Consider the following 25,975-nt stretch of genomic DNA (forward strand, 5'->3'; position numbering starts at 1 on the left):
TTGGAAAGCAGCCCTGATATCTTCTCATTCCTACAGCTCCTTCAGGCCGGCCGCCCTGGCCTGAAAGAGTTGTTGCCTTCAAGATCTGTTTATCCCTGCACCCGGACACGAGCCATAATCATGACAGGGCCGGAAGCGCGCACAGTCAGGTAAACAACACCGTTCACCACACGCACCGGAACCAGGTAGGAGTTGCCATTGCGGTCCCAGCAGACAGCAACCAGCTGGGTGCCGTCTGCCACGCCGGGCACAGAAATAGCCACCTGAACGCTGCCGCTCTGGGCAATAGCGGCCTCAGCACTGGGAGATGCTGCCACGTCGTACAGAGCGATCGGGGTATAGGCGTTGGCACTCTCCCCCACTGCGGACTGGAACTCTGCCGCTGCTGCAGGGGCAGTCGCAGCCAGCAGCTGCTCAGTGGATTCAGCAGAAGTCACCTGGTTGTACAGGTTGTTCAGCTGCCCGTTGGCTGCATAGGACAGACCGCTCTGCGTGGCAATTCCTGCCAGCTGATCGCCAGTAGCACCGGGGTTGGCTGCATCCACGGCGGCGTTGGCTGCCAGGGTTTCGGAAACAGGGGTCACCTGAATCACGGGGGCAGAAGTATCCTGAACCTGGGAACCAGTGGGCGTGGTCACCGTAATGGTAGTGCCGGTCGTGGTGGTGGTGGTGCTCTCAGAAACGCCCACTTCACTCTGGGTACGGCTGGGATGCCACTCAATGGCCAGAGCCTGGCCGCCCATCACAGCTGCCATTGCAGCAACCAGCGCAACACTGGTTAACGTGACTGCCAATTTCTTTTTCATATTACTTACCTCCATTGTTCTCTTTTTTATTGCGGGAATGGCCGTGGCCGGAACCATAGCCATAGCTGCCATATCGATAGCCATTCTTATAGTAGTAGTTGGAATGGTAATACCGGTGATAGTAGGCGCTGGAACGTCCGTTTACATCGGCCCGGTTCAGCACAACCCCCAGCAGCGGACTCTCCGCCCGCTTCAGCATCTGAACCGAATCCAGTACCACCTTGCGGGGCGTACTGCCGCTGTGAATCACCAATACACTGCCGTCGCAGTGACGGGTGATATTCAGCGCATCCGCCACGCTGCCCAGCGGCGGTGTATCCACCAGAACATAGGCGAACCGCTGCTCGCAGTATTCCAGCATTTTGGTGAAATTCGGGCTTTCCAGCAGAATCGTGGGATTCGCGATGGCCGAAGTTACCGGGATCATGTAGCCATTGGAGATGTTGGTCTTGTAAATCACGTCCTCAATTTCCGCCTGACCTGCCAGGTAATGGGCTGCCCCGATCAATTTTTCGTTGTTGACGCTGCTGATGCTGTACTTCCGGCGCATTTCCGACTTGCGGAAATCGCAGTCGATCAGCAGAACCGGGGCGCCGACTTCTGCCATCATCTTCCACAGCTGCATGGTAATAAAGCTCTTGCCCTCGTTGGGGACACTGCTGGTCACCATGATGGTCTTGATCTGCTCCCCGCAGAAACCCAGGTTGATTCGGAGCTGGTTCAGCGCTTCGGTTACATCAAAAGGAAGCTCAGGCAGTTTTTTAATTTCCAGTTCTTTCATTTTGCTTCCTTTCTCTTCAGCAAGCCGCGCTTCTTGTCTTGACCGAAATTCCCCAGATCTGCCTCGGGAATCGTAGCCAGAGGCTGAACGCCGAGATACCGGGCCACATCATCCGGCGTCATAAAGGTATCATTCATCAGGTACCGCAATACCAGAACGCCGCAGCAGAGAATCACACCCAGAAGGCCGCCCAGCACAATGTTCTTCGAGTAACTGGGGCTGGACTTGGACGTGGGCGGGATTGCCTCCTCCACCAGGTTGGGTTCGTCGGTTTCCATGATCTGGGGCAGATAGATACAGGCCTGGTCTACCAGCTCGTTGGCAATGTCTGCTGACTCCCGAGGATCGGGGCTGGTGACTGTGATTTTCAGGATACGTGTATCAGCGGTGTTGGTAATGGAAACCATGCCGGCCAGGTCATTTGTAGTAAGATCCAGATCCAGGTTCTTGATCACATCCTCCAGCAGAGGACGGCTCACCAGCAGTTCCTGGTAATCAGCGGTCAGCTGGGCGCCGATCTGCAGGTCGGTCAGGTCGACCACAGAGTTGTTGGAAGCGGAAACAATGTAAATGCTGGAGGTCGCCTGGTACATCGGCGTGATCAGGAACCGCGTCACGCCAAAGGCAATGGCTGCACCTGCAACCAGGCAGAGGATGATCTGCCAGGCATGGCCCCACATCACATAGAACAGTTCCACCAAATCAATGACATCGTCATCCTGCCGCCGGACAGTTTGTGCTGTTGGTTGGTTGATGGCTTGATTTTCCATAAATCCCTTTCCTCTCTCAAATTTCCTCATAAAACAGCTGGAGAATGGCCTGCTGCAGGCTGTCTTGGTCCAGGTAGTAGGCCCAGTAGCCATCCTCCACCGTGTTTTCACCGTCGATGGTCAGCAAAGGCAGCTCCTCGTAGGATTTCAGCCGGTCTGCAATGTCCACCGCTGTGCCGCTGGCAATGTCGGTAATGACATAGTCAGACAAAGCATCATAGGCAGTTACTGCAAAGTCAGCGTCCATGCCTCTGATCTGTTCTTCAAAGGCTTTCAGGAACTGCCGCTGGCGGCCCATACGGGCCAGGTTGGTCTGGTCGTCCACGTCCCGACGGGAGCGCACATACTCAAAAGCCTGCTCCCCGTTCAGGGTGATGGTCTCCCCTTCCACCAGGGACGGGTCCACAGCGGAGAAGTCAGAGGTGACCGTAATGGTCACCCCGCCGATCAGGTCCACCAGAATCCCGACGCCCCCCATGTTCAGGGAGAAATAACCGTCGATGGGCTGGTCATCCAGCATCATCGAGACGGCGGTCACGTTGTTTTCACAGCTCTGCTCCCGGCCGTTGCCGTAGGCATGGGCCAGAGCAATCTGCTGCACGATGGTATAGGGCACGGTGCCCATCATGCTGATGACCGGTACTTCCACCATGCTGTCCCGGTTGATCTGCAAAACCTGCCAGGTCTTGGCTTCGTCATCCAGCACCAGCAGCATCTGGGCATCCGCCTGGCCGCCTGCGATATAGCTCTGGGTACCCACCGCCGGCCCCATCTCGTCGATGCCCAGGAACAGGTAGCTCTTGATCTTGGGCCGCTGGCGGTAGGTCTTGCCTTGATAGGTAATTTCTTTCAGTTCTGCTTCAGTCCGGTGATCGTTGGTGGTGTAGCTGTCAGCGGACTCCACCTGATCCTGGTTGTCTTCCCAGCGGCCCAGAGCATAGGCCCCGCCGCCCAATGCGGCACCCGCCAGAACCACCACGCCGGCTGCCTTCAACAGGTCCCGCCGGCTGATTTTCCTTCTTCCGTATCGGCTCATGGAACCACCTTTTCTGCTGCCGGCTCAATCAGCCTGGCGGCACTCTGGTCCATCTTCATCAGAAATGTTTCTCCCAGTTTCCGGGCCACAACTCCTCTGCCTTCTGCCAGGTTGGGCGGGCGAGTGGTAAGGTTGTGGCAGTCGCTGCCCAGCAGCGGGTATTGGGTTTCCTGCAGCAGCTTCAATCCCAGCTTACGGGTGCGCCAGCGGATCAGCGTTCCGGCATTCACCTGAAAAGCAACCGGAAGTTCTGCCAGTTCTTTCAATCTCCAGACGTTGTTCTTGCTGCCGCAAAACCGCTCCGGATGCACCAGCACCACATGAAACCCACGGTCCAGCACCAATGCAGAAACTTCCTCGATCTGGAAGTCATTCCATTCGGTGAAGGGCATCTCCAGCATCAAGGTTCTGGTGCCCCGGATGCAAAGCTGTTCCAGGTCAGCGCACTCACCCATTCCTGAGAAGAATGCCACCTCGGCCGCCGGAAGGATCCGGGGCAGAGTCTCGTACGACAGAGCGGAGCGGAGCATCTGGAAAGATGCCTCCCTGCGCTGACAAAAACGCCCAATCGAGGCTTGATCCGCATAATAATGGGGCGTAGCACAAACGATAGAGACACCTTGTGCTGCTTCCCGGCGAAGCATATCCAATGACATCATGATGGAATTGCTTCCATCATCCAAATGGGGCAGCACATGACTGTGCATCTCGATCCATCCCTGATGCTTCATCCAGCTGCTTCCCCCATTCCTGCCCGGCCCAGGAGCATCTCCATCTTTTGGCGCTGCTCCGGCGTCAGTTTTTCGGGTGCATCCCGCATCCTTTGCCTCTGGGTGTAAAGCCAGTGGTTCAGCCAGCAGCCGTCTGCTGTCCGATAGGCTGCCGGAATGACAAGGGTGCCATGCTCTTTCCGATAGGCACAGACATCTTCAAAATGCTTCTGCCAGGAATCTTCTTCCCGCCAGTCCATTCCAATGGCATCCAGAAGCCTCTTCCGTTCAGAACTGAGAGGCTTGCGGCTGCCTTTTCCACTGCCGGAAAGGCTTCCTTTGTACATCATCCGCTGGCGTATGATCCATTTGCCAAGCTGAATGCCATTGGGTGCTGTGTAGTTGTAAGGGATTTCCAGGTTGCCATGGGCGCGGTAGTATTGCTTTGCCAGCTGGTATGCCTGCCGCCACTGGCGGTCGTTGCGCCCTTCCCACAGCATTCCGATGGCCTCCAGCCGCTGCACCTTGTCGGCGGGCAAAGCGCCTTTTAAATAGGCGGCCCGCTGGTTTTCCAGCCACGGCCCCAGCCGCAGGCCGGTCTCGGTCACATAGTTTTTCGGAAATCCCAAATCACCGTGCTGCTCGTAATACCGCGCCGCCTCGGCGTAACAGTACTCCCAGCGGCTGTCCACGATGTTCCAGATGACACCCATGGCTTCCAGGGCGTCCACCTGGCTCTGGTTCAGCCCGCCGATTCGGTAGCGGGCCCGGGTATTGTTGATCCAGTTGCTCAGGGCAAAGCCTGTATCATCTTTGTATGTTTGCGGTATTTGCAAATCTCCATATTGTTGGTAATAGCGCCGGGCTGCTTCCAGCCCCCTGTTCCAGGCCGTTTCGGTACGGGTTTCCCACACCATCCCGATGCTGTCCAGCTTGTCGATCTGCTGCTGGGTCAGCACGCCGAACTGACATTTGCCCCTCCGCAGCCGCCGCTGGGTCTGCACCCAGTCCCCCAGGCTCAGCCCGCCAGGCGTTTTGTACCGCAGCGGAACACACAGGTCACCATGCTCCGCAAAGTAAATCCGCGCCTGGGCAAAATAGTGGTCCCAGCTGGAAGAAAGGCTGCTTTCCAGCTGCTCAAACAGCAGCCGGCAGTCTCTCACCTGTTCGATCACCTCAAAGTGATCTGCAACAATTTTGTCCCCTTCTCCGTTTTGATAGAGCCGCTGGACTGCCGTCTCCATCTCTTTTTGGAGGCCCGAGATGCTGGACAGGCCCTCAAAGTTATTGACCACATCCAGAATCAGAGGCGTTGACGCGGTCCCCGCCGTCAGGGCGCGGCCAATCTGCTGTTTGTAGATAATGGGCGACACGGTGGGACGGAACAAAATCACGCCCGAAATGCCCTCCACATGAACGCCCTCGTTCAGCATATCAATGCAGAACAGCAGCTTGAGGTGGCAGCCCTGGTCTGCCTTGAAGGCTGCAAATTCCCTGCTGGCCTCCGGGTCGCTGGAATATGTGCAATAGGTCTTGATTTCCTGATTGACTGCTGCAAACCATTCCTGCACATGGGAGAGCATTTCATCCATGTGCTCTTTTCCCGAACAAAAGACAATGTACTTTCCACTGCGGTCTGTGATATGCTTTGCAAACACCTTGTCCAGGCCGTCGGCCTGTTCCAGTGCCCGGCGCAGCACATCCAGGTACTTCTGGTTTGCATCCTGCACGCCGGGGCTGCGCAGACTGTCCACCCTGGCCTGATACCGCTGCAGCTCCTGCTGATACCGGAACACGGTGGTCACATATCTGGGCGCAGGTAAAATTCCCCGCACGATTGCCTCGCCCAGGGTCATTTCAGATGCAATATGATTTTCAAAAAGCTCCTCCGCCATATCCCGGTGATTGTCCAGATACCGGATACTGGTGGCGGTCAGTCCCAGCAGCTTTGCATTTGGACAAAGTTTCAGTAATTCCCGGACACTTTTACCCCAGCGCTCGGCCCCCGCCCGGTGAAATTCATCCAGAATGATATAAGCAGGGTGCAGAGAGGCAATCTCTGTCAGCTGTTCCGGTGTGCAGAACATGAGTTTTGCATAGGTATAAAAGTGGACATGGTCCAGCGGGAAGACCGGTTCCTGCTTATGCAGACCCTCGACCTGGGTCTTGAAAATGTACTCGCTGGGGGACAGCCAGAGGATGGCCGCATCGGGATGGTCCTCGATGAGCTTGAATGCAATATAGCTCTTGCCTGTGCCAGTGGGATGTACTACAGCAGCTTTGCCATACCGCGACAGCATCTCTGCTGCGGCATAGTATGCTTTTAGGTTGTGTTCATAAAGCTGCAATGCCATCCAAGCCCCCCTTTCACTGATATGTAGGGGTATCCTCCATCTATAAAATGGAGGTATCTATAAGACACGCTTGTTTCTTATAGCGTGTTGCCTAGTACCGATGCCGGCCGCTTCCTCCACACCGAAGAGAAAACCCGTTCCAGCTCGCTTCTCTTCCGGCTCTTTTTCCATACGGAAGAGAAGATTCGTTCCAGCTCACTCCGTTTTCTTTTCATGTCAGAGTGGACATAGCGTTTCAGCGTGATATTCGGATCTGCATGTCCTAGAATTTCGCTCAGTGTCTTGATATCGCAGCCTGTCTGGAGGCAAGTTGTTGCAAAGGTATGACGCAGCGCATGGGGGTGAACCTGCCGTACTGCTGCACGGCGCAAGTAATCTCGGATGCTCTTGCGGTAGCACCGAGGTTCAACCGGTTTGGCTTCACTGCCAGAGAGAAACCATGTGCAGGGAGTGGCCCTTCCTCTCAATGTGCGCAGCAAAGCCACCAGTTCCCGGGGAATGGGAATTTCCCGGCCTGAGCTCTTGGTTTTTGGTGTCTGTACCACCAGCTTTGTTTTTTGGGGACCGCAGTAAATCCGGGTCACGGTGCGGCGAATGGTCAGCGTACTCCCCTTAAAATCGAAGTCTCCCCACTGAAGCCCACATACTTCCCCGATCCGCAACCCCATCTGCATCTGTAAAAGCAATCCGACTTTTCGTGCAGTAGGATTCTGCAGGACAAAGGTCTGGAGAGCGGCTTGTTCCTTGGCGGAAAGAGGCTTTGTGTGGTTCTGCTCTATTTGAGGCAATTTGACAATGATTTCAACCGAACGCATGAGACGGAGGTGAGCCGCATACTTGCAAATTCTGCGTAGAATCGTCAGACACTCCCGTGAAGAAGAGGCACCTAAAGGCAGATGACTGTCATCCTCGGGAGAGATCACCTGAAGAATGCCCATCTCCAATTTCTGCGTGTTCAGCGTTCTCAAATGGAATTGACCAAAGACCGGTAAAAGATACCGGTTCAGCGTATACTGATAATGAGCCAGCGTGGATTCTTTGATGCCATGGGACACAGATCGAAGCCACTGCTCCGACAATTCTGCAAATGTCATTTGACCTTCACTTTTTTTGAACATAAAACCTCCAATAATGAACAATCTTTCATCTAATCATCAACTTCCAGCATATTACGCACGCCGCAAGTTTTAACAGCAGTACATCTTGTACAATTTTTAAGTGGAATGACGCATCTTTTTGATCGTGAAATAATTTGGCCACGGTTGCAAATTCTGGAAAAACATGATAAAATACTAATAAATTTATTGAACCTGTGTCTAAACAGGACCAGTAAGAGGTATCCTCCATTTTATAGATGGAGGATACTTTTTGTTTTTGTCCCATTCCTGACATTTAAAGCTCTTTCCAAGTGTGTGGAAATTTTCACGCTTGGATTCTTAAGCCCTTTTATACGCAACTGCGTATACGCGAATGCAAAAATTTCGGTATCATCTGATTTGAGGTGATATTCGATATGACCGTGAAGGATGCTGTCGCCAAACGGTTTCTTATGCTTTGTCAACAGCGGGGCATCTGCCCAAATGAACTGGCTAATCGAGCAGGCGTTACCCCCTCTACTGTATACAGCATGCTTGATCCATCAAGGCAGCAGATCTCCATCACCACGATAAAAAAGCTCTGTGATGGTTTGGAAATCACATTGGGCAACTTTTTCTCCTGCGCCCTGTTTGACGATCTGGAACAAGAACTTCAATAAAACTATAAAAAGTGTAAGGGCAAGCAATGCGTCTGGCTATCCACTTAGCCAGACGCTGCTTGTTGGGGCACTCCCCAATCCCCTGCCTGTCGCAGAAGTTCCTTCTGCGGCTGCGCGTTTTTGCAAACGCTTTTAACCGTGGCCAGCTTCATGCCGGTCGCGGTCTTTTTCTTTATCGGTCTCTTGTTCATCCCTATTTATAATCCGGTCCACGTTGGCCTTCACCGTCAGCAGCTCCCGCATCTCCTCACGGGCGCGGCGGTACTCCGGGTAGAGCTTTCTTTTTTCAGCCAGCAGTTCCTGATACTCTGCACTCAGCGCTTTGACCTTGGGCAGTTTTTTCAGTTTCCGCTTGTCAAAGGCTGCTTTGGCAGCCTTGTGGAGCAGAATGTCTCCCTCATGCTCGGCCAGGAACTTTTTGCTGTACCCGGCTTTCCGGTAAGCCTCATACACCTCTCGGGTCTTGGCGTAGTTGATGATCTGTGTTCGCAGCTCTGCAATCTCGGTCATCCGGTTTTCTGCCGCCTTGATCCGGGCGGCCAACGCATCATAACGGGCCGTGGCAGAGGACGCCTTTTCTTTCAGGACCGCATAGTCCATCAGGTTATGCTCGGACAGGTACATCATGGTCTGGGCCATCTGTTTCAAATTGAACGTCTTGGCCCAGTTGACATACCCCATCCCCTTCCCTTCCTGGAGCTTTGCCTGAATATCCACCAGCAGGTTGATCTTAGGGGCTGCCGGCACAGCGGCAACAGGCTTTTTGCGCGGCGTGTGCTCTTTCTTTCCGGACAGAACTGCCGCCACATCCTCCTGGGTATAGCCTTTGCCCAGGCTGCTCATGCGGGCCGGTTTTTTCCAGCCAGGGGCACAAATCGCGATGTTCTTCCCTCGCTGGCCGACCGTGCAGCCCGACTGTTCCAGCTCCTTCAGAAAGGCCGGCATATCCGCTGGCTTTCGGGCCAGTGCTTTGTCGATTGCAGTGCGCAGCAGCTCCCGGTGAGACGGCTTGGCTTGATCGCCCAGCCATTTGTTGTAGCTCTTTCCATGGGGCTTTGGATTCTCCACGATGGAGTATCCGTTCTCAATGCAGATGGTGTCGCTGAGCCGCCGCACCGCCCGGGTGCTGCCCCAGAAATTGCGGAATTTCCGGTCGCAGTCCAGGTTGACTGCACTCCAAATGATGTGGTGGAGTAGGGAAGCACCGCCTTGTCACATTGCTGTGGTAGGTTTGCGCCACCCTCTCCGGGAACCGTACGTACCCCTCTCAGAGTATACGGCTCTGTTACTGCTCGTTCAGACAAAACTCACTTTTTGTGGATAATACTGCGGTGGCAATCCCTGCACACCACAAGCGTTTTTCTATGCTTGGCAATCATTGCGATTTCCCACCGTTCCTTGCCTTTGAGATTTTTGAGTTTGTTAATGTGGTGAACCTCGTAATGATCGCTCTCTGTCGTTCCACATAACTCACAGACCTTTGCTTTCAACCGGTTTTCAAGGGTATTGACTGCGTATCCGTAGACAACGGCGGCATTGCTGATGTAATCCGTAGCTGAACCTTTGCCTTTACAGTCAGCGTAATTTGCGAAGTAACGTCTTTTGTTTCCCAGCTTCGTTTCATAGGGGACACCCCATTTTCCTGTACCATCATTAAACTTGTCAATGATTTTGGAAAGGCTGGTTTTATTCTTTGAAGCGAGGGTTTTCAAGCAACTGTATTCCATAAGGTAGGCAAAGTAGTGCAGCTTGCAGAAGTTGCTTGCCATACCATAATAGTTGCATATTCCTCTTAACTCCGCATTGTATACTGAAACGATTTCTAAGTCTGTGAGTCCAATTAGGTATTTCCGATGGACTGGAAACATGGAACCATCTTCTTTTTGTATCGCCACGCCTTTCGTGAAAACGAATTGGCGGATTTTATCGTTAAGTGGCACCAACAACTCTACGCCCCCATTGAGGGTACGCATTTTTACATGACCGGGGCCACCCCGCTTTATTTTTCCGCTTCTGCGCACACGCACATCATAGCCTAAGAACCTTGCACATTTACTGCTATGGGTTATGAGCGTTTTATCTTCACTGAGTTCCATTTTCAGTGTATCTCCGATAAACTCGGCCAGTTTGCTCTTAATCCATTGACAGTCCTCACGGTTTCCTTTGACTGCTATTAGAAAATCATCCGCATACCGAACATATTTCAGTTTTTTGTCGGTCTGCGCAGTGCAGGGAATGGTCATCAGCTTCTGACGTTTGGACTTATATTCTGCCAGCACCATTTCCCTTTCCTCACCCGTTACTTTCGTCAAGCGGTGGGATAGCCGTTTGATTTCATTGTGCAGCTCTCGGTATTCAGGTGTGATTTGTCCCACTCCGGGCGTGTCAAATTCGGACTTCAACTTCATTACAAACTTATCCAATTCATGCAGGTAGATGTTGGCGAGTAGCGGAGAAATGATACCGCCTTGCGGTGTACCACTGTATGTCTTATGGTACTGCCAGTTCTCTAAATATCCTGCTTTCAGGAATTTGTAAATCAGCTTGGTTATCCGGGCGTCCTTGATTTTATTGCTCAACAAACCTACAAGAACGGCGTGGTTGATGTTGTCAAAGCAGCCTTTGATGTCGCCTTCGACGAACCAACGCGTACCGTTGAACTCCCGTCTCAACTGCTTTAAGGCCGTATGGCAACTTCTTTTTGGCCTAAAACCGTGGGAGACATCCAGAAAGATAGGCTCATATACCGCTTCCAGTATCATCCGTAACACTTCCTGCACCAATTTGTCAGTAAAGGTTGGTATACCTAAGGGACGCAGCTTTTTGCGGTTATTCTTCTTCTGGATATAGGTTCGCCTCACCGGCATGGGCTGATAGGTTTCGTCCGCCAATGCTTTGATAATACTATCTATTTTGGCTTCACTGAAACCGTCCGCCGTATCCTCGGTTACTCCTTTCGTTGCCGCACCGTTGTTGGCATACAGGTTTTTGTATGCCACAAAGTAGATGTCAGGACGCAGCAGATAGCGATACAGTTTTGTAAATACTTCTTCTTTATTTGCAAGTGAGTTTTGACTGATTCTTGCTAAAATTTCCGTTGTTGGTTTCATGTGAGGTTTTCCTCCCTAATCAACTTCTAATTTTAGTGCGCAATAACTGTGCTCCTTCGCCATGTAAGGGTCATTACCCCTCTCGGACTACTACGAGCACTCCGTACCCATGCAGGATTTTCAGGCTCCAAAGCCATAGCCGCTTTTTCATTCCCCCTTTCATGCGGCACTCCTGGTTAGGGCATCCCCGGTTAGCAATGAGACTTGGTAAATTCGGATTCTCGGTATCGCTTTCGCTTCGTTACCATAGGTTCTCCTACAGGTTGTACGGAATGAATGATAACCGACAAGCCCACAACCATAACTTGCCTTTTCCGTACCAGAGGTTTCAGGCAATTTTCCTCCATCGGCACATAACAGAAACTGGAAGCTTGCGTTCAGTGAATCCAACTTATACCTTATATCCGATTAACATTGCGGTTCAGTCGCACCCGATTGCCTTTAGGTGACTTACCGCTTTCCAGCCGTACTGTGTTCCCGTGTCAGCTTTCGCCTTTCGGTTAGGCTGGTTGTTTCCCGTGTTATCTTACGGGGCAGTACCTTATACTGCTTTTCTCATTGCCCTATCTGGGCGTACATTATGAACATGGGCCTTGTCGATGTGGGTGCAGACGATGAAAGCGTGATTGCCTTTGGTGAACCGCCGCGCCATCTCCACGCCGAGGCGGTTTGCCTCCTCCGCTGTGATCTCCCCCGGCACAAAGGATTGCCGCAGGTGATAGGCAATCACATCATCCTTGCCCCGTACCCGGCCCGTGGCCGCGATATACTGCCGCTTGGCCAGCAGGAATTCGGCATCCGCAGTCCGACTGTCACAGGCATAGCTGGTGACAAGCCTGCCGTCATCCGTCTTTTCCGGGTTCTTTACATACCCGATGATATCTCGAATGGCGCGTCTCACGGTTCGGCCCTTCCCGGTGTGCAGCGGCATGATGCGGGTGGTGGCCACTTTCCTTCCCCCCCTTTCAAAGGAGCAGCTAGAGATGCTGTCCCCTTGTTCCTTTACAATATGAGATAATCTTTTTTCTTTTTTGTTCAGCATATCGCAACGTTGTCGCCGCCCCACCCCAATCGTGAAGGACATAGGCTACGACTGCATCTGCGGACTGTACCATCCAGCGATTCCTATGCAGAATCGCAAAGCGGCGCGGTATCTTTTCAAGTTCTGGATATACAGAACCGTCATAACCTGCAGCATCCTGTCTGTCGTTCAGGTATGCCTGGACAAGAATCAGTTCAATCCAGGGATGTTTTTTCTTTTCCTTGCGCAGAACAGATGCAGCCAATCCATCGAAAGCGCCGTATCCGCCAAGGTAAAAAGTTGTCGCTCCCTGTTTAATCAGACAATGGATCACGGTTTGCAGCCATTCCTCAACTTCTGTGGTCTGCGCAATTTCCCTGTGGCCGCAAAATGTTACGATCATCCTAAACCCTCCCGTTCTGTCTGTATCACGTTCCCGGCTCCAAGCCATCGGCTTACACTATATAGTCTAACAGACACTATTAAAAGTCTCAATCATAATGTAGTCTAAAAGTATATAGAATAACTTCTAATAGCTTACAGGCAGGTATACAGCATGGGACAGAACCAGTTGGGAAAGCGCATCAATGCAGTTCGAAAAGATCGCGGACTTACTTCAGACAAGCTTTCAGAACTCTGCAACATCAATGCAACCTATCTCCGACAGATCGAGGGCGGGACCAAAATGCCAAGTCTGCCGGTCTTCATCGACATCTGCAAGGCACTTCGTATTTCACCAGACTATCTGCTGCAGGATGAACTGACAGAGAACGAGATCAGTACCATTCGTGAAGTGGAAAAGCTCTGGAAGGATGCTCCCCCGCAAAAGCAGGAACTTGTCCTCACCATGATAAAGGCAGTCCTGGAACACACGGAGCAGTAAAATAGCCAGCTGGTAAGGAATTGGCTGGCTATTTCTTATTCTACTCAAACACAGTATTCTGAATCAGATACCGGATTCCTTGAACCTTATCCAGCAGCCATAGGGCAGCAGCAGGCAGCCCAAAAGGACTTGCCAAAAAGGCCAGAACCAGGTAAATGATGCCGCCTGCCACAGAAGAACTGAGGAACAGGAACGCCGAACAAACGCAAAGAAGCAGGCTGACCAGTCCCAGCACCGCACCGGATACACACACCAGCCATGTGCAGAACCAGACAAACAGGGCTAGAATGGCTATGACAGGGGCTGCTGCAATTTTCAGCAAAAGCTTGAAGATCGAGAACAGAACAGTCATTTTTAGGGCCTCCTTTGTGGTTTTCTGTAGTGATTCTCTCAAATCCTTTTTCAAAGAGCAAGGATGTCAACCAATAAAAAAGAGGAGAGGCGATGCCAATGCACCGCCTCTCCTTTTTGTCTTATAAAATATTCGCCAGCTGTGTCAGAATTGTATGCACTCCTTCCCAAATCTCCTCCTGACGCCTGGAGAGGTCAGCTAAATCTTCCTGATAGACACGGCTGGTGGAGTTGACCCTTCGGACAAGCTGATTGAGGTTGTTGCTGCTGCGCCGCAAGAGAGACAGCAGTTCTTTCAGCTCGGGCAGATCGAGTTTAACCGCATATCCATCCAAAGCCATCTTCCGCAGATAGGCTTCCCGGTTAAAGATACCCAGATGCCCCATCTTTTCCTCGATCTGTTCCAGTTCCTTGGCTGTCACCCGGAAGTTAAGTTGAACGTCCCGCTTTCTCTTGGGGGCGGTCATCTTTCCGTCTCCCGCTTTTTGGGCGGGGCCGCCTTGATTTTACCGGCGGCAGACTCCTGCCGCAGCTGCTGAATCACCGACGGCTTTTCCTTCTCCCGTTCCCGGACCATGTCCCGGACCTGATCCACAAGCAGATTGACGAGTCCGGGATGGCTGTCCACCACCCAGTGGGAGCGTCGGTTCCTATTCTCGCCGCCCTCCTGCATGGGCACCGTCTGCGCCCACGCTTTGTTCTCACAGGAGAACCGGCCATCCCAGTCCTTGTCTTTTATTGTTGCAGCAAGGACAGTCTGGACCCGCTCGGGTCCGAACTGATCCAGGACTTCCTGCGCCGCTGCTTTGGCGTCCAGGCTGTTCCCCTTGTAGTTGCCGTCGATGGCTCCCTCAATGGCTTCCTTGCAGGAAATGTTGATCCGTTCCTCCTGCACGGCCCGCTCCGCTTTGCGGTACTCCGCCAAGCTCTCAAGGCAGCTCCAGACTTCCTCCATGTGGTGCGTTTCGGTTGATTCATACGTGTGAAAGAGGTCATCCAGCGGCGTGGGAGAGGCCAGCAGGGCAGCGGCCTGACCTCTGGTCAGATCGTCGTACTCCAGTGCAAGAATAAAATCCTCCCGCACACTGTACTTATAGCTGTGTTCCAGAATTTTTTCAGGCGGCTGTGTCAGCAGCCAGTCCTTGAACTGCTCCTGTTCCGCAAACATTTTCTTATAAAGGGCTGTGTTCAATTCTGCATCGGTCATCGGGCATCCGCCTCCTTTTCATGGGTTTTGGGCCGGGGCGTCCGGTCAGACACCGCAGCTTTCAGCTCGGCCAGCACGGACGGCTTGCGGCCTTCCTCTTTTGTCTCCGCCTTTTCTTTCTCGGGCGCTTCCTGGCTGGGGCTCTCCTCCATGTTCAGAAGGGCGTCCAGCTCTGCCAGTCGGGCAGATTTCGCGGCCAGTTCATCCTCTTGCGGGAAGGGTTTGCCCAGCTCGGCCTGAGCGGCATCCCGCTGCTGAATTAAGGTTCCAAGGCGGTTCTCAGCCTTCTCAATCCGTTCCGGGAAGTTGTCCAGGGCATTGTCCAGCCGGGTGATGTTGCCCCGGGCGTCGGTGCCCAGGAACACATGGTTGGTGGACTGGCCCTTGAAGGCAAGCTCAAACTGGTTGTGAAGGGTGCTGAAGGAAAGCTCCATCGGGAAGCCGCGGTAACTGCCGATCTCCACCGCCCCTGCCGAGGGCAGCTCCTGGCAGGCAGCCAGCAGCCGTTCGCCGGCGGTGAGCTTGTCCTCATAGTGCATCCCTTTGATGGTCATCCCACAGAAGCCATCCTTCACCTGGGGATGTGCTTCTGCGGTTTCTGCGTCCTGTTTCATGCAGGCGATAACCTCTTTCTGATGCTGGATGGAGGCCGGAAAGGTTTTGAGCAGCTTATCTTCCAGCCGGTACTGCTGACTCTGGTGGTCCGCTTTGAGGACCTTGAGCCGGGCCACCTCGATATCCAGGTCCATTTTCTCTTTGATGAGCGGATTTCCGGCACACAGAGCCTTGATCTCGGCATAGCTGAGAGCCTGTTCGTCTACATCGTCACAGGAGCGGACGGGAGATTTCGAGGTCATGATCTGGGAGATGAACCGCTGTTTGTTCTCAAGGGTCTGGAACAAGTAGGCATCGAAGGTCCCTTCCGTGACATAGTTGTAGACCTGCACTTCTTTGTTCCGGTTGCCCTGGCGGATGATGCGGCCATTGCGCTGGGTCATATCCGAGGGCTTCCAGCCCACATCCAGGTGGTGAACTGCCACCAGCCGGTCTTGTACGTTGGTGCCTGCTCCCATCTTCTGGGTGCTGCCCAGCAGAACCCGGACCTGGCCTGCACGGACCTTGGAGAACAGTTCCTTCTTCTTGGCTTCGGTGTCGGCGGTGTGGATGAAGGCCACCTCGCTCTCGGGCACCCCCGCTGCCAGCAGCTTCTTTTTGATATCATCATAAACGTTGAACTTCCCATCCCCCTTGGGGGTGGACAGATCGCAGAACAAGAGCTGGGTCAGCTTCTGTTCCTTTCCTTCTTCCCAGATCTTCAGGACATTGCGAACACAGGCGTTCAGCTTGCTGTCCGGGTTATCCGGCAGCAGCGGGTTCATAAGGCGCTGGTCCAGGCCGATTTTGCGGCCATCGCTGGTGTCGGGTAGGATACCGGCGAGGTAGTAAGTGTCCCTTTTCCGTTATCCCCCCTCGGAACCGGACTTGATACTTTCGCATCATCCGGCTCCCCAGTAATTTCATTTCAAGAACGTCTATTTAATGTTCCATTGTGGATAGCTGTGTGGCATTCCCGACATACCACCAGCGTTTTTCTTTGCCGCGCAGCCATAATCTGAACCCAGACCGGCGGCGCGGACTTGCCTTTGGTCTTTAAATCCGCCAGTTTACGGATATGATGCACTTCGATATCTTTTCTGCCCCCACACAACTCACAAGTATCCGCTGTCAACCGCTTAATGAGTTCTGTACGCCCTCCATATACCTTGTAGGGCTTGTCCTCTATGACAGCTTTACGCTTATGGGCCAGTGAAATTCCTCCCCAGGTAGCCACCAATGGCTTTTTCCCAGGGCGTTCTACAACCACTTGCAGGCAGGGTACCGTTTTTCCGCTTGTGCTTGTGGTCGTAGTTTTATACTTTACCTTTTGCTTTTTGATAGATGACCGATGTTTGCAAGCCAAGGTTTTCAGCAGAGAGGTTTCCATTGTCCAGTAGAGTTTGGAAAACCAAGATAGGTTTTGGGCCAGAACGTAATACTGTACCAGTCCTCTATATTCCTGCTGAAACCTTTGAACGATAGAGAAATCATCATCGTGAAGCAACGCATTTCTGTGTGTCACTTTTCCATTTCGCTTGAACGACCTGCATCTATCCTCAATCACCCTTGCCGGAACAAACAATGCGATCGCACCATTGGCTCCTCTGCGGCCTTTGGGGTCAAGATAATCATTCACCCTTTGCGCCTTTATTTCATAACCAAGGAACTTGGCAGCCTGGCTACTCGCATTGGTAATTAAGGTCTTTTCCTGCGACAATTCCAGATGAAGCTCCTTTTCGAGAAAATCGTGCATTGCCGCCTTGATTTCCTCAGCATCCGCTTTGGAGCCTGTAAATCCAATGAGAAAATCATCCGCATAGCGGACATATCTGCATCTGCGATAGTTTTCGTCATACGGATCAACCGCTGGAATATTTCGTCGCTCAACTTTAAGTCTGTGGGCAGTTTGAATATCGCTGTTCTTTCTCGCCTTGCTGATTTCAGCGTTCATCCGACTATACACAGGATTTGCCTTTTGCCGCTTTCCCCGTGTGTTGTTGGGAATCAGGACTTTCTCAATCCACTGGTCAAACTCATTGAGGTAAATATTCGCCAGAAGTGGACTGATAACGCCGCCCTGCGGAGTTCCGCTGATTGTCTGATTAAACTTCCAGTCCTCCAGGTACCCGGCTTTCAGCATGTTCGCTACTAGCCGGATAAATCTGCCGTCATGGATATTTCTCTCAAGTATTTTCAGCAGAACAGCATGGTCTATTGTGTCGAAGTATTTGGAAATATCCCCTTCGATAAACCAGCGTGTTCCTTTCCATACTTGAATTTCCTGCAAGGCCGTATGACATCCCCTGTTGGGCCGGAATCCATGAGAATGTGTGCTGAATTGCGGTTCATAGTACGCTTCCAGAATCTCGCGCATTACTTCCTGCAACAGTTTATCTCCCCATGTTGGAATGCCCAGGGGACGCTTTTTCCCGTTTTTCTTTGGGATATATTCACGCCTTGCTGGTTTCCACTGATACTTTTCTTCTCTGAGAAGCTCAATCATCCTGTCAATTTTCTGGATTGACATACCATCAACCGTTTCTTTGGTGACGCCTTTTGTCATTGCGCCGTTATTCGGGTATAACTTTGCATAGGCGTTCAGATAAAGATCGCGGTTGAATAAGAGCTTATAAACTCTTTCGATGGGTTTATGCTGTTTTCCACGTTCTTGAATGACTGTTAAAACAGTTTGGGCTGTACGCATCTCACGCACCTACTCCTTTCTAACAAATCGAAATTACCTGCCGTCCTTCGCCATGTGAGCGGCTTTCCCGCTTCCGATTTTACGGCCATCCCTGTTATTTCAGGTTTCTCAGACTACTATGACGGCTCCGTGACCATGGGGGTCTCCCCCTTTAGGCCATCCTGCTATTCGTCAAAAGTGTACGTGTCGAGTGTTCCTTAGGTTCCTTGTTCGTTCCTTTATTCCTGCTCATTGCAGGCTCTTTTATTACAAAAAGTTATCCGATACTGCATCACGTTACCGGATATGCAATAACATCGGTATCAATCGCTTTCCGATGGGCGATGCTTTGCACCAAGTCGGAACTGAGGTTCAGGCAGTTTAGCTTTAACCATAGAACACGGAACTCGCGGAACGTCGAGATTTTACGATTAATCTCTTATCCGCTTTACCAACATGCGATTGTCCCCTTTGAGTTTCCTCGCCAGGTAGGTTGGTTGTTCCCATTATTTACTTTTAATAATGTCCCCCTGTGGGGGAGATACACCTTCGCGCTTAGCAGCGCACGATGCAGAGCATATTGTCCTCTGCAGCATCAACCGCGCCGCTGTGAACGGCGGCGGCCCGCTTGGAAAGCTCGGCCACCATGTCCTTCTGGATATCCGAAGGCTTCACCACCACAGTCTCAAACTTGGCCTCCGGCACCGGCAGGTGGAGCTGGTCCGAAGTTTTGATATCTGCGACTTCCTTGAACATATTCATGAGTTCCGGCAGGTTGAAGAACTTTGCAAAGCGGGTACGCGCCCGGTAGCCGGTGCCTTCCGGGGCCAATTCTATACTGGTTGTGGTCTCGCCAAAGGTGGATGCCCAGCAGTCAAAGTGGGTCAGCCCCTTCTGCTGCAACGTGCCGTACTGCAGGTAGCGCATCACCGTATACAGTTCTGTCATGGAGTTCGACACCGGGGTGCCGGTGGCGAAAATCACGCCCCGGCCGCCGGTGATCTCGTCCATATAGCGGCACTTGCCAAACATATCGCTGGACTTCTGGGCCTCTGAGGTGGACAGTCCAGCCACATTCCTCATCTTAGTGTACAAAAAAAGGTTCTTAAAACTGTGACTTTCGTCTACAAACAGTCGGTCCACACCCAACTGCTCGAAGGTCACCACGTCATCTTTCCGCTCGGTGGCTTTCAGCTTTTCCAGCCTCTGTTCCAGGCCCTTTCGGGTTTTCTCCATCTGCTTGATGGTAAACCGTTCGCCTACGCGGTACTTCATCTCCGTGATGGCAGCCTGAATCTCGTCGATCTGCTCCTGGATGATCCGCTCCTGCCGCTCAAAGGAGAGGGGAATCTTCTCGAATTGCGAATGACCGATGATGACGGCATCGTAGTCACCGGTGGCGATACGGGCGCAGAACTTCTTTCGGTTGGCGGTTTCAAAATCCTTCTTGTTTGCCACCAGCAGTTTGGCGCTGGGATAGAGATGCAGAAACTCCTGTGCCCACTGGAGGGTCAGGTGGTTGGGCACCACAAAGAGGGATTTCTGGCAAAGACCCAGCCGCTTGGCCTCCATGGCGGAGGCCGCCATTTCAAAGGTCTTGCCGGCACCGACCTCGTGGGCCAGCAGGGTGTTGCCGCCGTAGAGCACATGGGCAATGGCGTTTTTCTGGTGTTCACGCAGGCTGATTTCCGGGTTCATCCCCACGAAATGGATGTGGCTGCCGTCATACTCCCGGGGCCGGGTTGAATTGAACAACTCGTTGTACTGCTTGACCAGGGTTTCACGGCGCTGCGGGTCCTTCCAAATCCAACCCGCAAAAGCGTCCTTGAGAGCCTGCTGCTTCTGCTGGGCCAGAGTCGTTTCCTTTTTGTTCAGCACCCGCTGCTGCTTGCCGTTCACGTCCTCAATGGTGTCATACACCCGTACATCCTTCAGATTCAGGGTGTCCTCCAGGATTTTATAGCCGTTGGCCCGGCTGGTGCCATAGGTCTCGTAGGCGGCCACATCGTTGATACCGGTCTTGCCCTTGCCCTCGATCTGCCATTCAGCTGTGAGAGGGGAGAAGTTTACCTGGACAGCCCTCCGCAGATAGAAAGGCACCTGGAAAGTCTCCAGCATGAACTGCTGGATCACCTTGGGGTCCAGCCAGGTGGCACCCAGACGCACATCAATTTCAGAGGCTTCCAGGTCCCGGGGCTGAGCCTTGGTCAGAGCTTCCACGTTAGGAGCAAATTCCGGGTTGGTTAGGACTGCCAGTTCGGCAATCCGCAGCTTGTTGCGGACGTTGCCGGACAAGTATTCATCCGCAGTCTGCCATCCTGCTTCCGGGTCGGTCACATCCTCCGAAGGGTCCTTGAAGATCACGCCCCGCAGGTCGGTGATGATGCTGTCATAGTCTCCCGGTTTGCCCAGCAGCTCGGACATATAGGGCAGGTCTACCCGGCCTCGTTCTCCGATGGAGATGGCCAGCGCCTCGCTGGGGGTGGCGGCATGGCTGATGTTCCGTTCGGGCCGGATGGTCCGTTTCGTGAACATATCCGCCTTGCTTTTCAGCTTACCGTTCTCGTCCAGGTTCTCCAGAGAACAGAGCAGGTAATAGGAAGAATCGTCCTCGAACAGGCGGCCATTCTTGCGGTCATTCAACAGGCCGTATTCTTTGGCAAAGGCATCGTAAGCTGCGTTGAGTTCAGACTGTTTTGCCTGGATGGCATCATCTGGGCCGTCCTCCATCTGCAGGTCGATCAGGTCGTGGACGATCTGCCGCAGTTCCACCATGCCTTTGACCCTGCCCTTGGCCGTGTCATTCAGCTCCAGGTGGGTCATGACCGAGTTTTCGCGGTAGTAAACCTCTCCGTCCACCACCGTGTAGGAGAAGTTCTTCACATTGGGGTCAGCGGGCAGGGAATCGCGGCCCGTCTCAGCCTCTCCCACATCCGGGGCAGTATGCTCGGCTTCCCGGTATTCGCCTTTCAGATGGGAGATAGCCTCCGTCAGCTGTTCGCTCAGGTTTGCACCGGCAATGGGCAGGACAGTGCTTTCCTCCCGGCCATACTGGGTGCTCTCGGTGGTCAGTTCTCCCAGGACCATCTCAGGATGGTCCACAAAATACTGGTTGATGGAGATGCCGCTCTCGGTCTGGCCAAGCTGTACCCAGTCAGGTTCCCGGTCGATGGGCCGGTCACGTTTCTGAAGGAGGATGATATCGGACACCACATCAGTGCCGGCGTTGGCGCGGAACGCATTGTTGGGCAGCCGGATGGCCCCCAGCAGGTCGGCCCGCTCAGCCAAATACTTGCGGGCGGTGGAATCCTTGGAATCCATCGTGTATCGGCTGGTGACAAAGGCCACCACGCCGCCCGGGCGAACCTGATCCAGCGCCTTGGCAAAGAAATAGTTGTGGATCGAGAATCCCAGCTTGTTGTAGTCCTTATCGTTCACCCGATACTGACCAAAGGGCACGTTGCCAATGGCAAGATCGTAGAAGTCCTGCTGCTTGGTGGTCTCAAAGCCTGCCACCGTGATGTTTGCCTCCGGGTACAGCTTTCGGGCGATGCGGCCCGAAATGCTGTCCAGTTCTACGCCGTACAGGCGGCTGCCTTGCATAGATTCCGGCAACATTCCGAAGAAGTTGCCCACGCCGCAGGAGGGTTCCAGGATGTTGCCAGTCTGGAAGCCCATCTTCTCCACTGCGTCATAGATGGCACGGATGACGGTGGGGCTGGTATAGTGAGCATTCAGGGTGCTGGCACGGGCAGCGGCATATTCCTCGGGGGTCAGCAGTTCTTTCAGCTGGGTGTACTCCTTGGCCCAGCTGTCTTTGTCCGGGTCAAAGGCATCTGCCAGACCGCCCCAGCCAACGTACTGGGACAGGATTTCCTGTTCTTCCGGGGTGGCATTTCGGTTCTCGTTCTCCAGGGTTTGCAAGGTACAGATGGCCTCCACATTGCGGGCAAACTTCTGTTTCGGTCCGCCCTCGCCCAGGTGGCTGTCGGAGATGTGGAAGTTCCGGGCGGGAGGCGCAGGCGTTTCTTGTGCGGGAGGCTCAATGGGCGGCTCGATGTGGAGTTTTTCGACCACTACATCGTAGGGCAGATTTGTTTCCTCTGCCGGATAAACCGCCACCGGTTCTGTGGCAAAGGTAGGCTGGGCGGTAAGCTGCGCCCTGCGGGCCGCGATCTGGCTCCAAAGTGCATCCCGCTGTCCATCGCTCAGATTCAGATTTTCGGCCCAGCGGTAATCCAGTGCCACTACTTCAAGGGCGTCTGCATCCGCTGCGTGTTCGATGGATTTGCTCCAGTAGTCAAACTCCACCGCTCTGGCCAGCACATCCTCCAGCTTTTCCAGCTCCGGGCGGGACATCTTCTTCCAGATATCGTCCTTCTGACTCTGGATGGTAAAACCTTCGCCGTCATCGTGCTGGGATACGGTGTAGACCAGCGTGTCCGGCACCCCGTTGATTTTACAGGTTAAGTGATACTCCTTTTCACGGGACACCGCCGAATAGCTGCTGCTCTCCAGCCGGATATCGGTCACATCCTCCGCCGTCAGGGGCTTCTCAGGTTTGGCCGGGGCCGCTTCCTGCTCCAGGTACTGACGAATCACCCAAATCGGCTCCGAACGGAAGATGGGGAAACCGGTGGCCTCGGCAAAGGTCACATCCCGCAGGCTGACGCGCTCTAAATCCAAATCCACCCGATCCACCATGAACCGACGGTCATCCAAGTCAAAGGCGGTTTCGCCCGGGATCAGATTCTGACGGGCGTACTCTGCATCGGACAGGGCTTCCGGTTCCGGCTCCTCCGGTGCTTCGGCGGCGGGTTCTGCGGCTGCCTGCTCGGCGTCCGACACCACCTGCCGAATAAAGGGATCGTTGTCCAGCTTTTCAGGTTCCACCACCTGGCCGTTTACGATACCTCGATCAGCCAGGGTTTCCCGGATCGAAACAGGGTCCACATCATCTAAGCGGTCCTGCTCGATCTGGGTGTAAAAACGGTTCTCTTTGATGAGCTGTGCAATCCGCCGCTGGACCTTGGGCCAGGGCAGCTCTGTCCTGACCGGACTTCCGGGACGAACTACAAACGGGGTTTTGCCGTCACTGCCGTCATACTCATGGGCCAGCCATGCGGCGGTATCTTTCTCCCGTGCATGGTCTCGCATAAAACGCACAACAGCGTGCTTGCTCTCGATTTTGCCATTCCAAGCCTGGATGGCCTTGTCGATGTCTGTATCCGAGAGGGGGTGCAGCAGCTCATAGAGCTTGGGATAGGTCTCATCAATGACTTCCCGGGTCAAGCGCTGCCGGAACTCAGGGATGTGGGAATAGAGATGGAGCAGTTCCCGGTTGCCAGATGACAAAACAGCCCGCTGGATGGCTGCCCGGCCTTCGACCACAGCGCGATCTCGGTCGCCGTCGCTACAAACATTCCCGTATCTGGTATCCTGGATAACCGCTTCCACCACAATGGGCTTAAACTGCTCATGCAGCTCCCGAAGCGTAGCTGCCTTTCCGGCTTCCTCATTCGGAAACGCCCGGAATCCATCTGCGCCAAACTCAGCCTCGTGGGCATCAATGGCCTGCTCTGCTTCGTGGTCGATGGAGAGAACGGTATATTCCCGGCGCTGGGCGCTGCCCTTCTGCTGGGTGGAAACCGTCACATCGTGCTTGTCGCGCAGCCGTTCTACAGTCTGTTCCAGCTGGGTCGCCGGGATTCCGCACATCTCCACCCGGCCTCCGCCCGGAATGGAGCGGCTGAAAAGGTTCAGGTCCAGCTCGGCAGCGGCGGTGCGGGCATCTTCACCATACAGCTCGTAGAAGTCCCCCATCTGGTAAAGGACGAGGTTATCCGGGTGGCGCTCCTTGACGCCGTTGTATTCCCAAATCGGTTCGTCTTTGCTCGGCTCGTCCAGATACTTGCCGGCGGCAATCAGCACGCCGATCCTTTTTGCTGCATCAGACCAGGAAAACCGCTGCTCCTGCCCATCGGGATAGGAGCGCAGCTGGATTCCGCGGGCATTGTACTCCAGGAAACCGTGGCTGCCATCCAGGAAAGTCCAGGTCTGCCCTCCGATACCGTACTCGTTTTTCAAAAACTCGGCCCGTTCTTTGGGGGTGTGATCTTCCTCAAAATAAGCTGCAATCCGCTCTTTGCCCTGGGCAAAGCCGCTGCCGCTGGCCATGGCCAGCGCAATATCTTCCCCCGAAAACGAAAAAGCGGAGACTTTTTCGGTCTCCGCTCGTCGGTCGATCTGTTCGATTTGCTCCGCTTCACTGGGGAAGAAACTCAGTTGTTGATGAGTTCCGCCATCAGGATTTCCTCGGCCTGTGCCTTGCAGGTGTTCATCAGGCCCACCCACTGCATCGGATCGCGGGTTTTCAGCTCCTCCGTTGCTCCCGCTTCCTTCGCCAGCTGGGGCATCATCTGCTCCAGCCGCTGGTGCGCTGTCTCGTCCACCTCCTGCAGGTGCGGAAACAGGCTCCCGGACAGCAGCATCTGATTGTAAATCAGACGCCGGTGGGTTTTGAGATAAGCCTGCCGCATCCGCCCGTACTTGCCCAGGGGCTGGGCCGGGGCCGGGTCGAGAACCAGGTTCGGGATCAGATAATCCCCGTTCTGAGAATAAGTTAAGCTGCTCATATTCTTGGTTCCTTTCTGCATTTCTGCGCCGGGTGGTGGTTTTGATGGCTCTCTCGATCTGCCGCAGCACCTGGCTGCAGCTCTCCGTAACAGCCGTTCCCAGGACGTTCGCGGCTGCCGGGGTGCTGAAGGAATAGACCGCCTGGAAATCATCCCGGTCAAACCATCCTTCGGGGTCGATACCGCACCGGGACAAAAGCAGCCAGGTGATACTAATGGCCCCTGCGGACTTGAATTCCATCTCAAGCCCAAGATCATCATACCCTTCCAGCAGCGAACCGTCAACGATGTCGCGGATTTCCTGAGCATTGTTGTCCCAGTAGTCCTCCACCAGTTTGCCGGAGAGATCTGCAAGCTGCTGGGCGAAGTTGGGATCACTGACCCCATAGGTTTTCGCCAGCATCTCGGCCACTGGTTCCCGGAAGCTGTAATCCATCTGCCAGAGGTCCGGGTCCAGGGAGTTTCGGCGGGTGCCGGTATCCGACACGTCAAAGACATACCGCAGGTGCGGGGTGCCGCCGCTGTCATCCAGCAGGGCGATGCCTTTGGAGCCGCGCCGGACAAACCGGTTCATCCGGTTGTTCCAGACATCATACTCAGCGCAGGCGGTGGCATCCGGGCGCTGGGCATAAATCAGCAGCTGGTCGGAATAGGGGTACTTGTACAGCCGACCTGCCAGAGATAAAAAATCCGCCCACCGTTCCCAGTTTCCTGTCAGACGGCGGGCAGTATCGGACGCAAGCTGTGAGTACAGCTCGGCTTTTGTGGGCATAGGAATTTCCTCCTTTCCGAAAATTCAAAAAAGAAAAGCGGAAAGCCAAAACGCTTCCCGCTGGATCATAAATATTCCTATTGACTTTCGTTGCGATTCTGCGTTTCACTTTTTTGCAGACACAATGCGGACCGCTGCAGCCATACCTCCATCTCCATACGTTGGATGCTGCATAAACTCATCTGATGCTTTACTCAGCTCCTGGTTACCTCTCACCGTACGAAGGATTTCAGCTTCCCATCCAAACAGCCGCGCCATTGAGGTAGCTTCAACTCCCAAAATCGCATCCGCTACATGATTCCGGTAAGATTCCAAATGCTTCCCAATGATAAAACGCATAAGATCCAAACGCTTATCCATACTCGTTATATTCGATGAGGCAGGCGCGGTTCGGTAGTCAATCAAAGGTTGCTGGACTACTCCAATCTGCAAATCCGGTTCGGTTTCCAGCATACTCAGGAAGAAGTCCCAATCTTCAAATCCTGAGCGCATACTTTCATCAT

General features: G+C 53.6%; 18 protein-coding genes and 4 pseudogenes. 3 read left to right on the forward strand and 19 right to left on the reverse strand.

Going from position 1 to position 25,975, the window contains the following annotated elements; all coding sequences use genetic code 11:
• Positions 1-89: 89 nt before the first annotated feature.
• The 7 genes from B5F27_RS08640 to B5F27_RS08670 form a co-directional block, all read right to left on the reverse strand.
• The gene (locus B5F27_RS08640; protein WP_087366553.1) at positions 90-806 is read right to left on the reverse strand and encodes a hypothetical protein; all 717 of its coding nucleotides are present in this window, start codon (positions 804-806) and stop codon (positions 90-92) included.
• Between the two features lies 1 nt (position 807).
• Positions 808-1,587, reverse strand: a complete 780-nt coding sequence (locus tag B5F27_RS08645) for a CpsD/CapB family tyrosine-protein kinase (protein ID WP_087366558.1) — start codon at positions 1,585-1,587, stop codon at positions 808-810.
• Positions 1,584-2,357 (reverse strand): Wzz/FepE/Etk N-terminal domain-containing protein, encoded by a 774-nt coding sequence (locus B5F27_RS08650; RefSeq protein ID WP_158098224.1) that lies wholly within the window; start codon positions 2,355-2,357, stop codon positions 1,584-1,586. Before B5F27_RS08650 ends, B5F27_RS08645 begins: the two co-directional genes overlap by 4 nt.
• A 16-nt stretch (positions 2,358-2,373) precedes the next feature.
• On the reverse strand, positions 2,374-3,393 hold the full coding sequence (locus B5F27_RS08655) for an LCP family protein (RefSeq protein WP_087366564.1): 1,020 nt from the start codon (positions 3,391-3,393) through the stop codon (positions 2,374-2,376).
• Positions 3,390-4,124: a CpsB/CapC family capsule biosynthesis tyrosine phosphatase gene (locus B5F27_RS08660; protein ID WP_144066504.1), complete on the reverse strand. Its 735-nt coding sequence runs from the start codon at positions 4,122-4,124 to the stop codon at positions 3,390-3,392. Before B5F27_RS08660 ends, B5F27_RS08655 begins: the two co-directional genes overlap by 4 nt.
• Entirely contained in the window at positions 4,121-6,457 is a 2,337-nt protein-coding gene (locus tag B5F27_RS08665) for a Helicase associated domain protein (protein WP_087366570.1), read from the reverse strand. The genes B5F27_RS08660 and B5F27_RS08665 overlap by 4 nt, the downstream gene beginning before the upstream one ends.
• 77 nt (positions 6,458-6,534) lie before the next feature.
• Positions 6,535-7,575 (reverse strand): site-specific integrase, encoded by a 1,041-nt coding sequence (locus B5F27_RS08670; RefSeq protein WP_087366573.1) that lies wholly within the window; start codon positions 7,573-7,575, stop codon positions 6,535-6,537.
• A gap of 395 nt (positions 7,576-7,970) precedes the next feature.
• Here B5F27_RS08670 and B5F27_RS08675 point away from each other — a divergent pair, with 395 nt between their 5' ends.
• Positions 7,971-8,213: a helix-turn-helix transcriptional regulator gene (locus tag B5F27_RS08675; RefSeq protein ID WP_087366577.1), complete on the forward strand. Its 243-nt coding sequence runs from the start codon at positions 7,971-7,973 to the stop codon at positions 8,211-8,213.
• A 132-nt stretch (positions 8,214-8,345) separates the two neighbouring features.
• Here B5F27_RS08675 and B5F27_RS08680 read toward each other — a convergent pair.
• From B5F27_RS08680 to B5F27_RS08695, 4 genes and pseudogenes are all read right to left on the reverse strand, one after another.
• Positions 8,346-9,404: pseudogene (locus tag B5F27_RS08680) on the reverse strand (relaxase/mobilization nuclease domain-containing protein); the annotation flags it as partial.
• Between the two features lie 116 nt (positions 9,405-9,520).
• Positions 9,521-11,323, reverse strand: a complete 1,803-nt coding sequence (locus B5F27_RS08685) for a reverse transcriptase domain-containing protein (protein WP_087366583.1) — start codon at positions 11,321-11,323, stop codon at positions 9,521-9,523.
• A gap of 577 nt (positions 11,324-11,900) precedes the next feature.
• Positions 11,901-12,272 (reverse strand): annotated as a pseudogene (locus B5F27_RS08690) (relaxase/mobilization nuclease domain-containing protein); the annotation flags it as partial.
• Positions 12,273-12,300: 28 nt separating this feature from the next.
• Complete coding sequence (locus B5F27_RS08695; RefSeq protein ID WP_087366589.1) at positions 12,301-12,747, reverse strand: hypothetical protein; 447 nt, start codon at positions 12,745-12,747, stop codon at positions 12,301-12,303.
• Between the two features lie 153 nt (positions 12,748-12,900).
• On the opposite strand from B5F27_RS08695, the gene B5F27_RS08700 reads away from it, so the two are divergent.
• Positions 12,901-13,227, forward strand: a complete 327-nt coding sequence (locus B5F27_RS08700; protein ID WP_087366593.1) for a helix-turn-helix transcriptional regulator — start codon at positions 12,901-12,903, stop codon at positions 13,225-13,227.
• A 40-nt stretch (positions 13,228-13,267) separates the two neighbouring features.
• Here B5F27_RS08700 and B5F27_RS08705 read toward each other — a convergent pair whose 3' ends face one another.
• The 7 genes and pseudogenes from B5F27_RS08705 to B5F27_RS17210 all read right to left on the reverse strand — a co-directional run bounded on the left by B5F27_RS08705 (position 13,268) and on the right by B5F27_RS17210 (position 24,700).
• A complete protein-coding gene (locus B5F27_RS08705; protein WP_087366597.1) occupies positions 13,268-13,579 on the reverse strand; it encodes a CD1845 family protein in 312 nt (103 codons plus the stop codon).
• A gap of 121 nt (positions 13,580-13,700) precedes the next feature.
• Positions 13,701-14,045, reverse strand: coding sequence for a plasmid mobilization relaxosome protein MobC (gene mobC, locus B5F27_RS08710; protein WP_087366600.1), 345 nt, complete (start codon positions 14,043-14,045; stop codon positions 13,701-13,703).
• Positions 14,042-14,785, reverse strand: a complete 744-nt coding sequence (locus B5F27_RS08715; RefSeq protein ID WP_087366603.1) for a DUF3849 domain-containing protein — start codon at positions 14,783-14,785, stop codon at positions 14,042-14,044. The genes mobC and B5F27_RS08715 overlap by 4 nt, the downstream gene beginning before the upstream one ends.
• A pseudogene (locus B5F27_RS08720) lies at positions 14,782-16,203 on the reverse strand (helicase C-terminal domain-containing protein); the annotation flags it as partial. The pseudogene B5F27_RS08720 and the gene B5F27_RS08715, both read right to left, overlap by 4 nt.
• A gap of 104 nt (positions 16,204-16,307) precedes the next feature.
• Positions 16,308-18,086, reverse strand: a complete 1,779-nt coding sequence (locus B5F27_RS08725) for a reverse transcriptase/maturase family protein (protein WP_087366609.1) — start codon at positions 18,084-18,086, stop codon at positions 16,308-16,310.
• 546 nt (positions 18,087-18,632) lie between these two features.
• Positions 18,633-24,419, reverse strand: a pseudogene (locus tag B5F27_RS08730) (SNF2-related protein); the annotation flags it as partial.
• The gene (locus tag B5F27_RS17210; protein WP_242962138.1) at positions 24,347-24,700 is read right to left on the reverse strand and encodes a TnpV protein; all 354 of its coding nucleotides are present in this window, start codon (positions 24,698-24,700) and stop codon (positions 24,347-24,349) included. The pseudogene B5F27_RS08730 and the gene B5F27_RS17210, both read right to left, overlap by 73 nt.
• 4 nt (positions 24,701-24,704) lie before the next feature.
• Here B5F27_RS17210 and B5F27_RS17215 point away from each other — a divergent pair, with 4 nt between their 5' ends.
• Positions 24,705-25,385 carry a hypothetical protein gene (locus tag B5F27_RS17215; RefSeq protein ID WP_242962139.1) on the forward strand — a complete coding sequence of 227 codons (681 nt, stop codon included), beginning with the start codon at positions 24,705-24,707 and terminating at the stop codon, positions 25,383-25,385.
• A 192-nt stretch (positions 25,386-25,577) separates the two neighbouring features.
• On the opposite strand, the gene B5F27_RS17220 is transcribed toward B5F27_RS17215, so the two are convergent.
• On the reverse strand, positions 25,578-25,925 hold the full coding sequence (locus B5F27_RS17220) for a hypothetical protein (protein WP_242962140.1): 348 nt from the start codon (positions 25,923-25,925) through the stop codon (positions 25,578-25,580).
• Positions 25,926-25,975 lie beyond the last annotated feature (50 nt).

Source organism: Faecalibacterium sp. An192, from assembly GCF_002160175.1.
Lineage (GTDB): Bacteria > Bacillota > Clostridia > Oscillospirales > Ruminococcaceae > Faecalibacterium.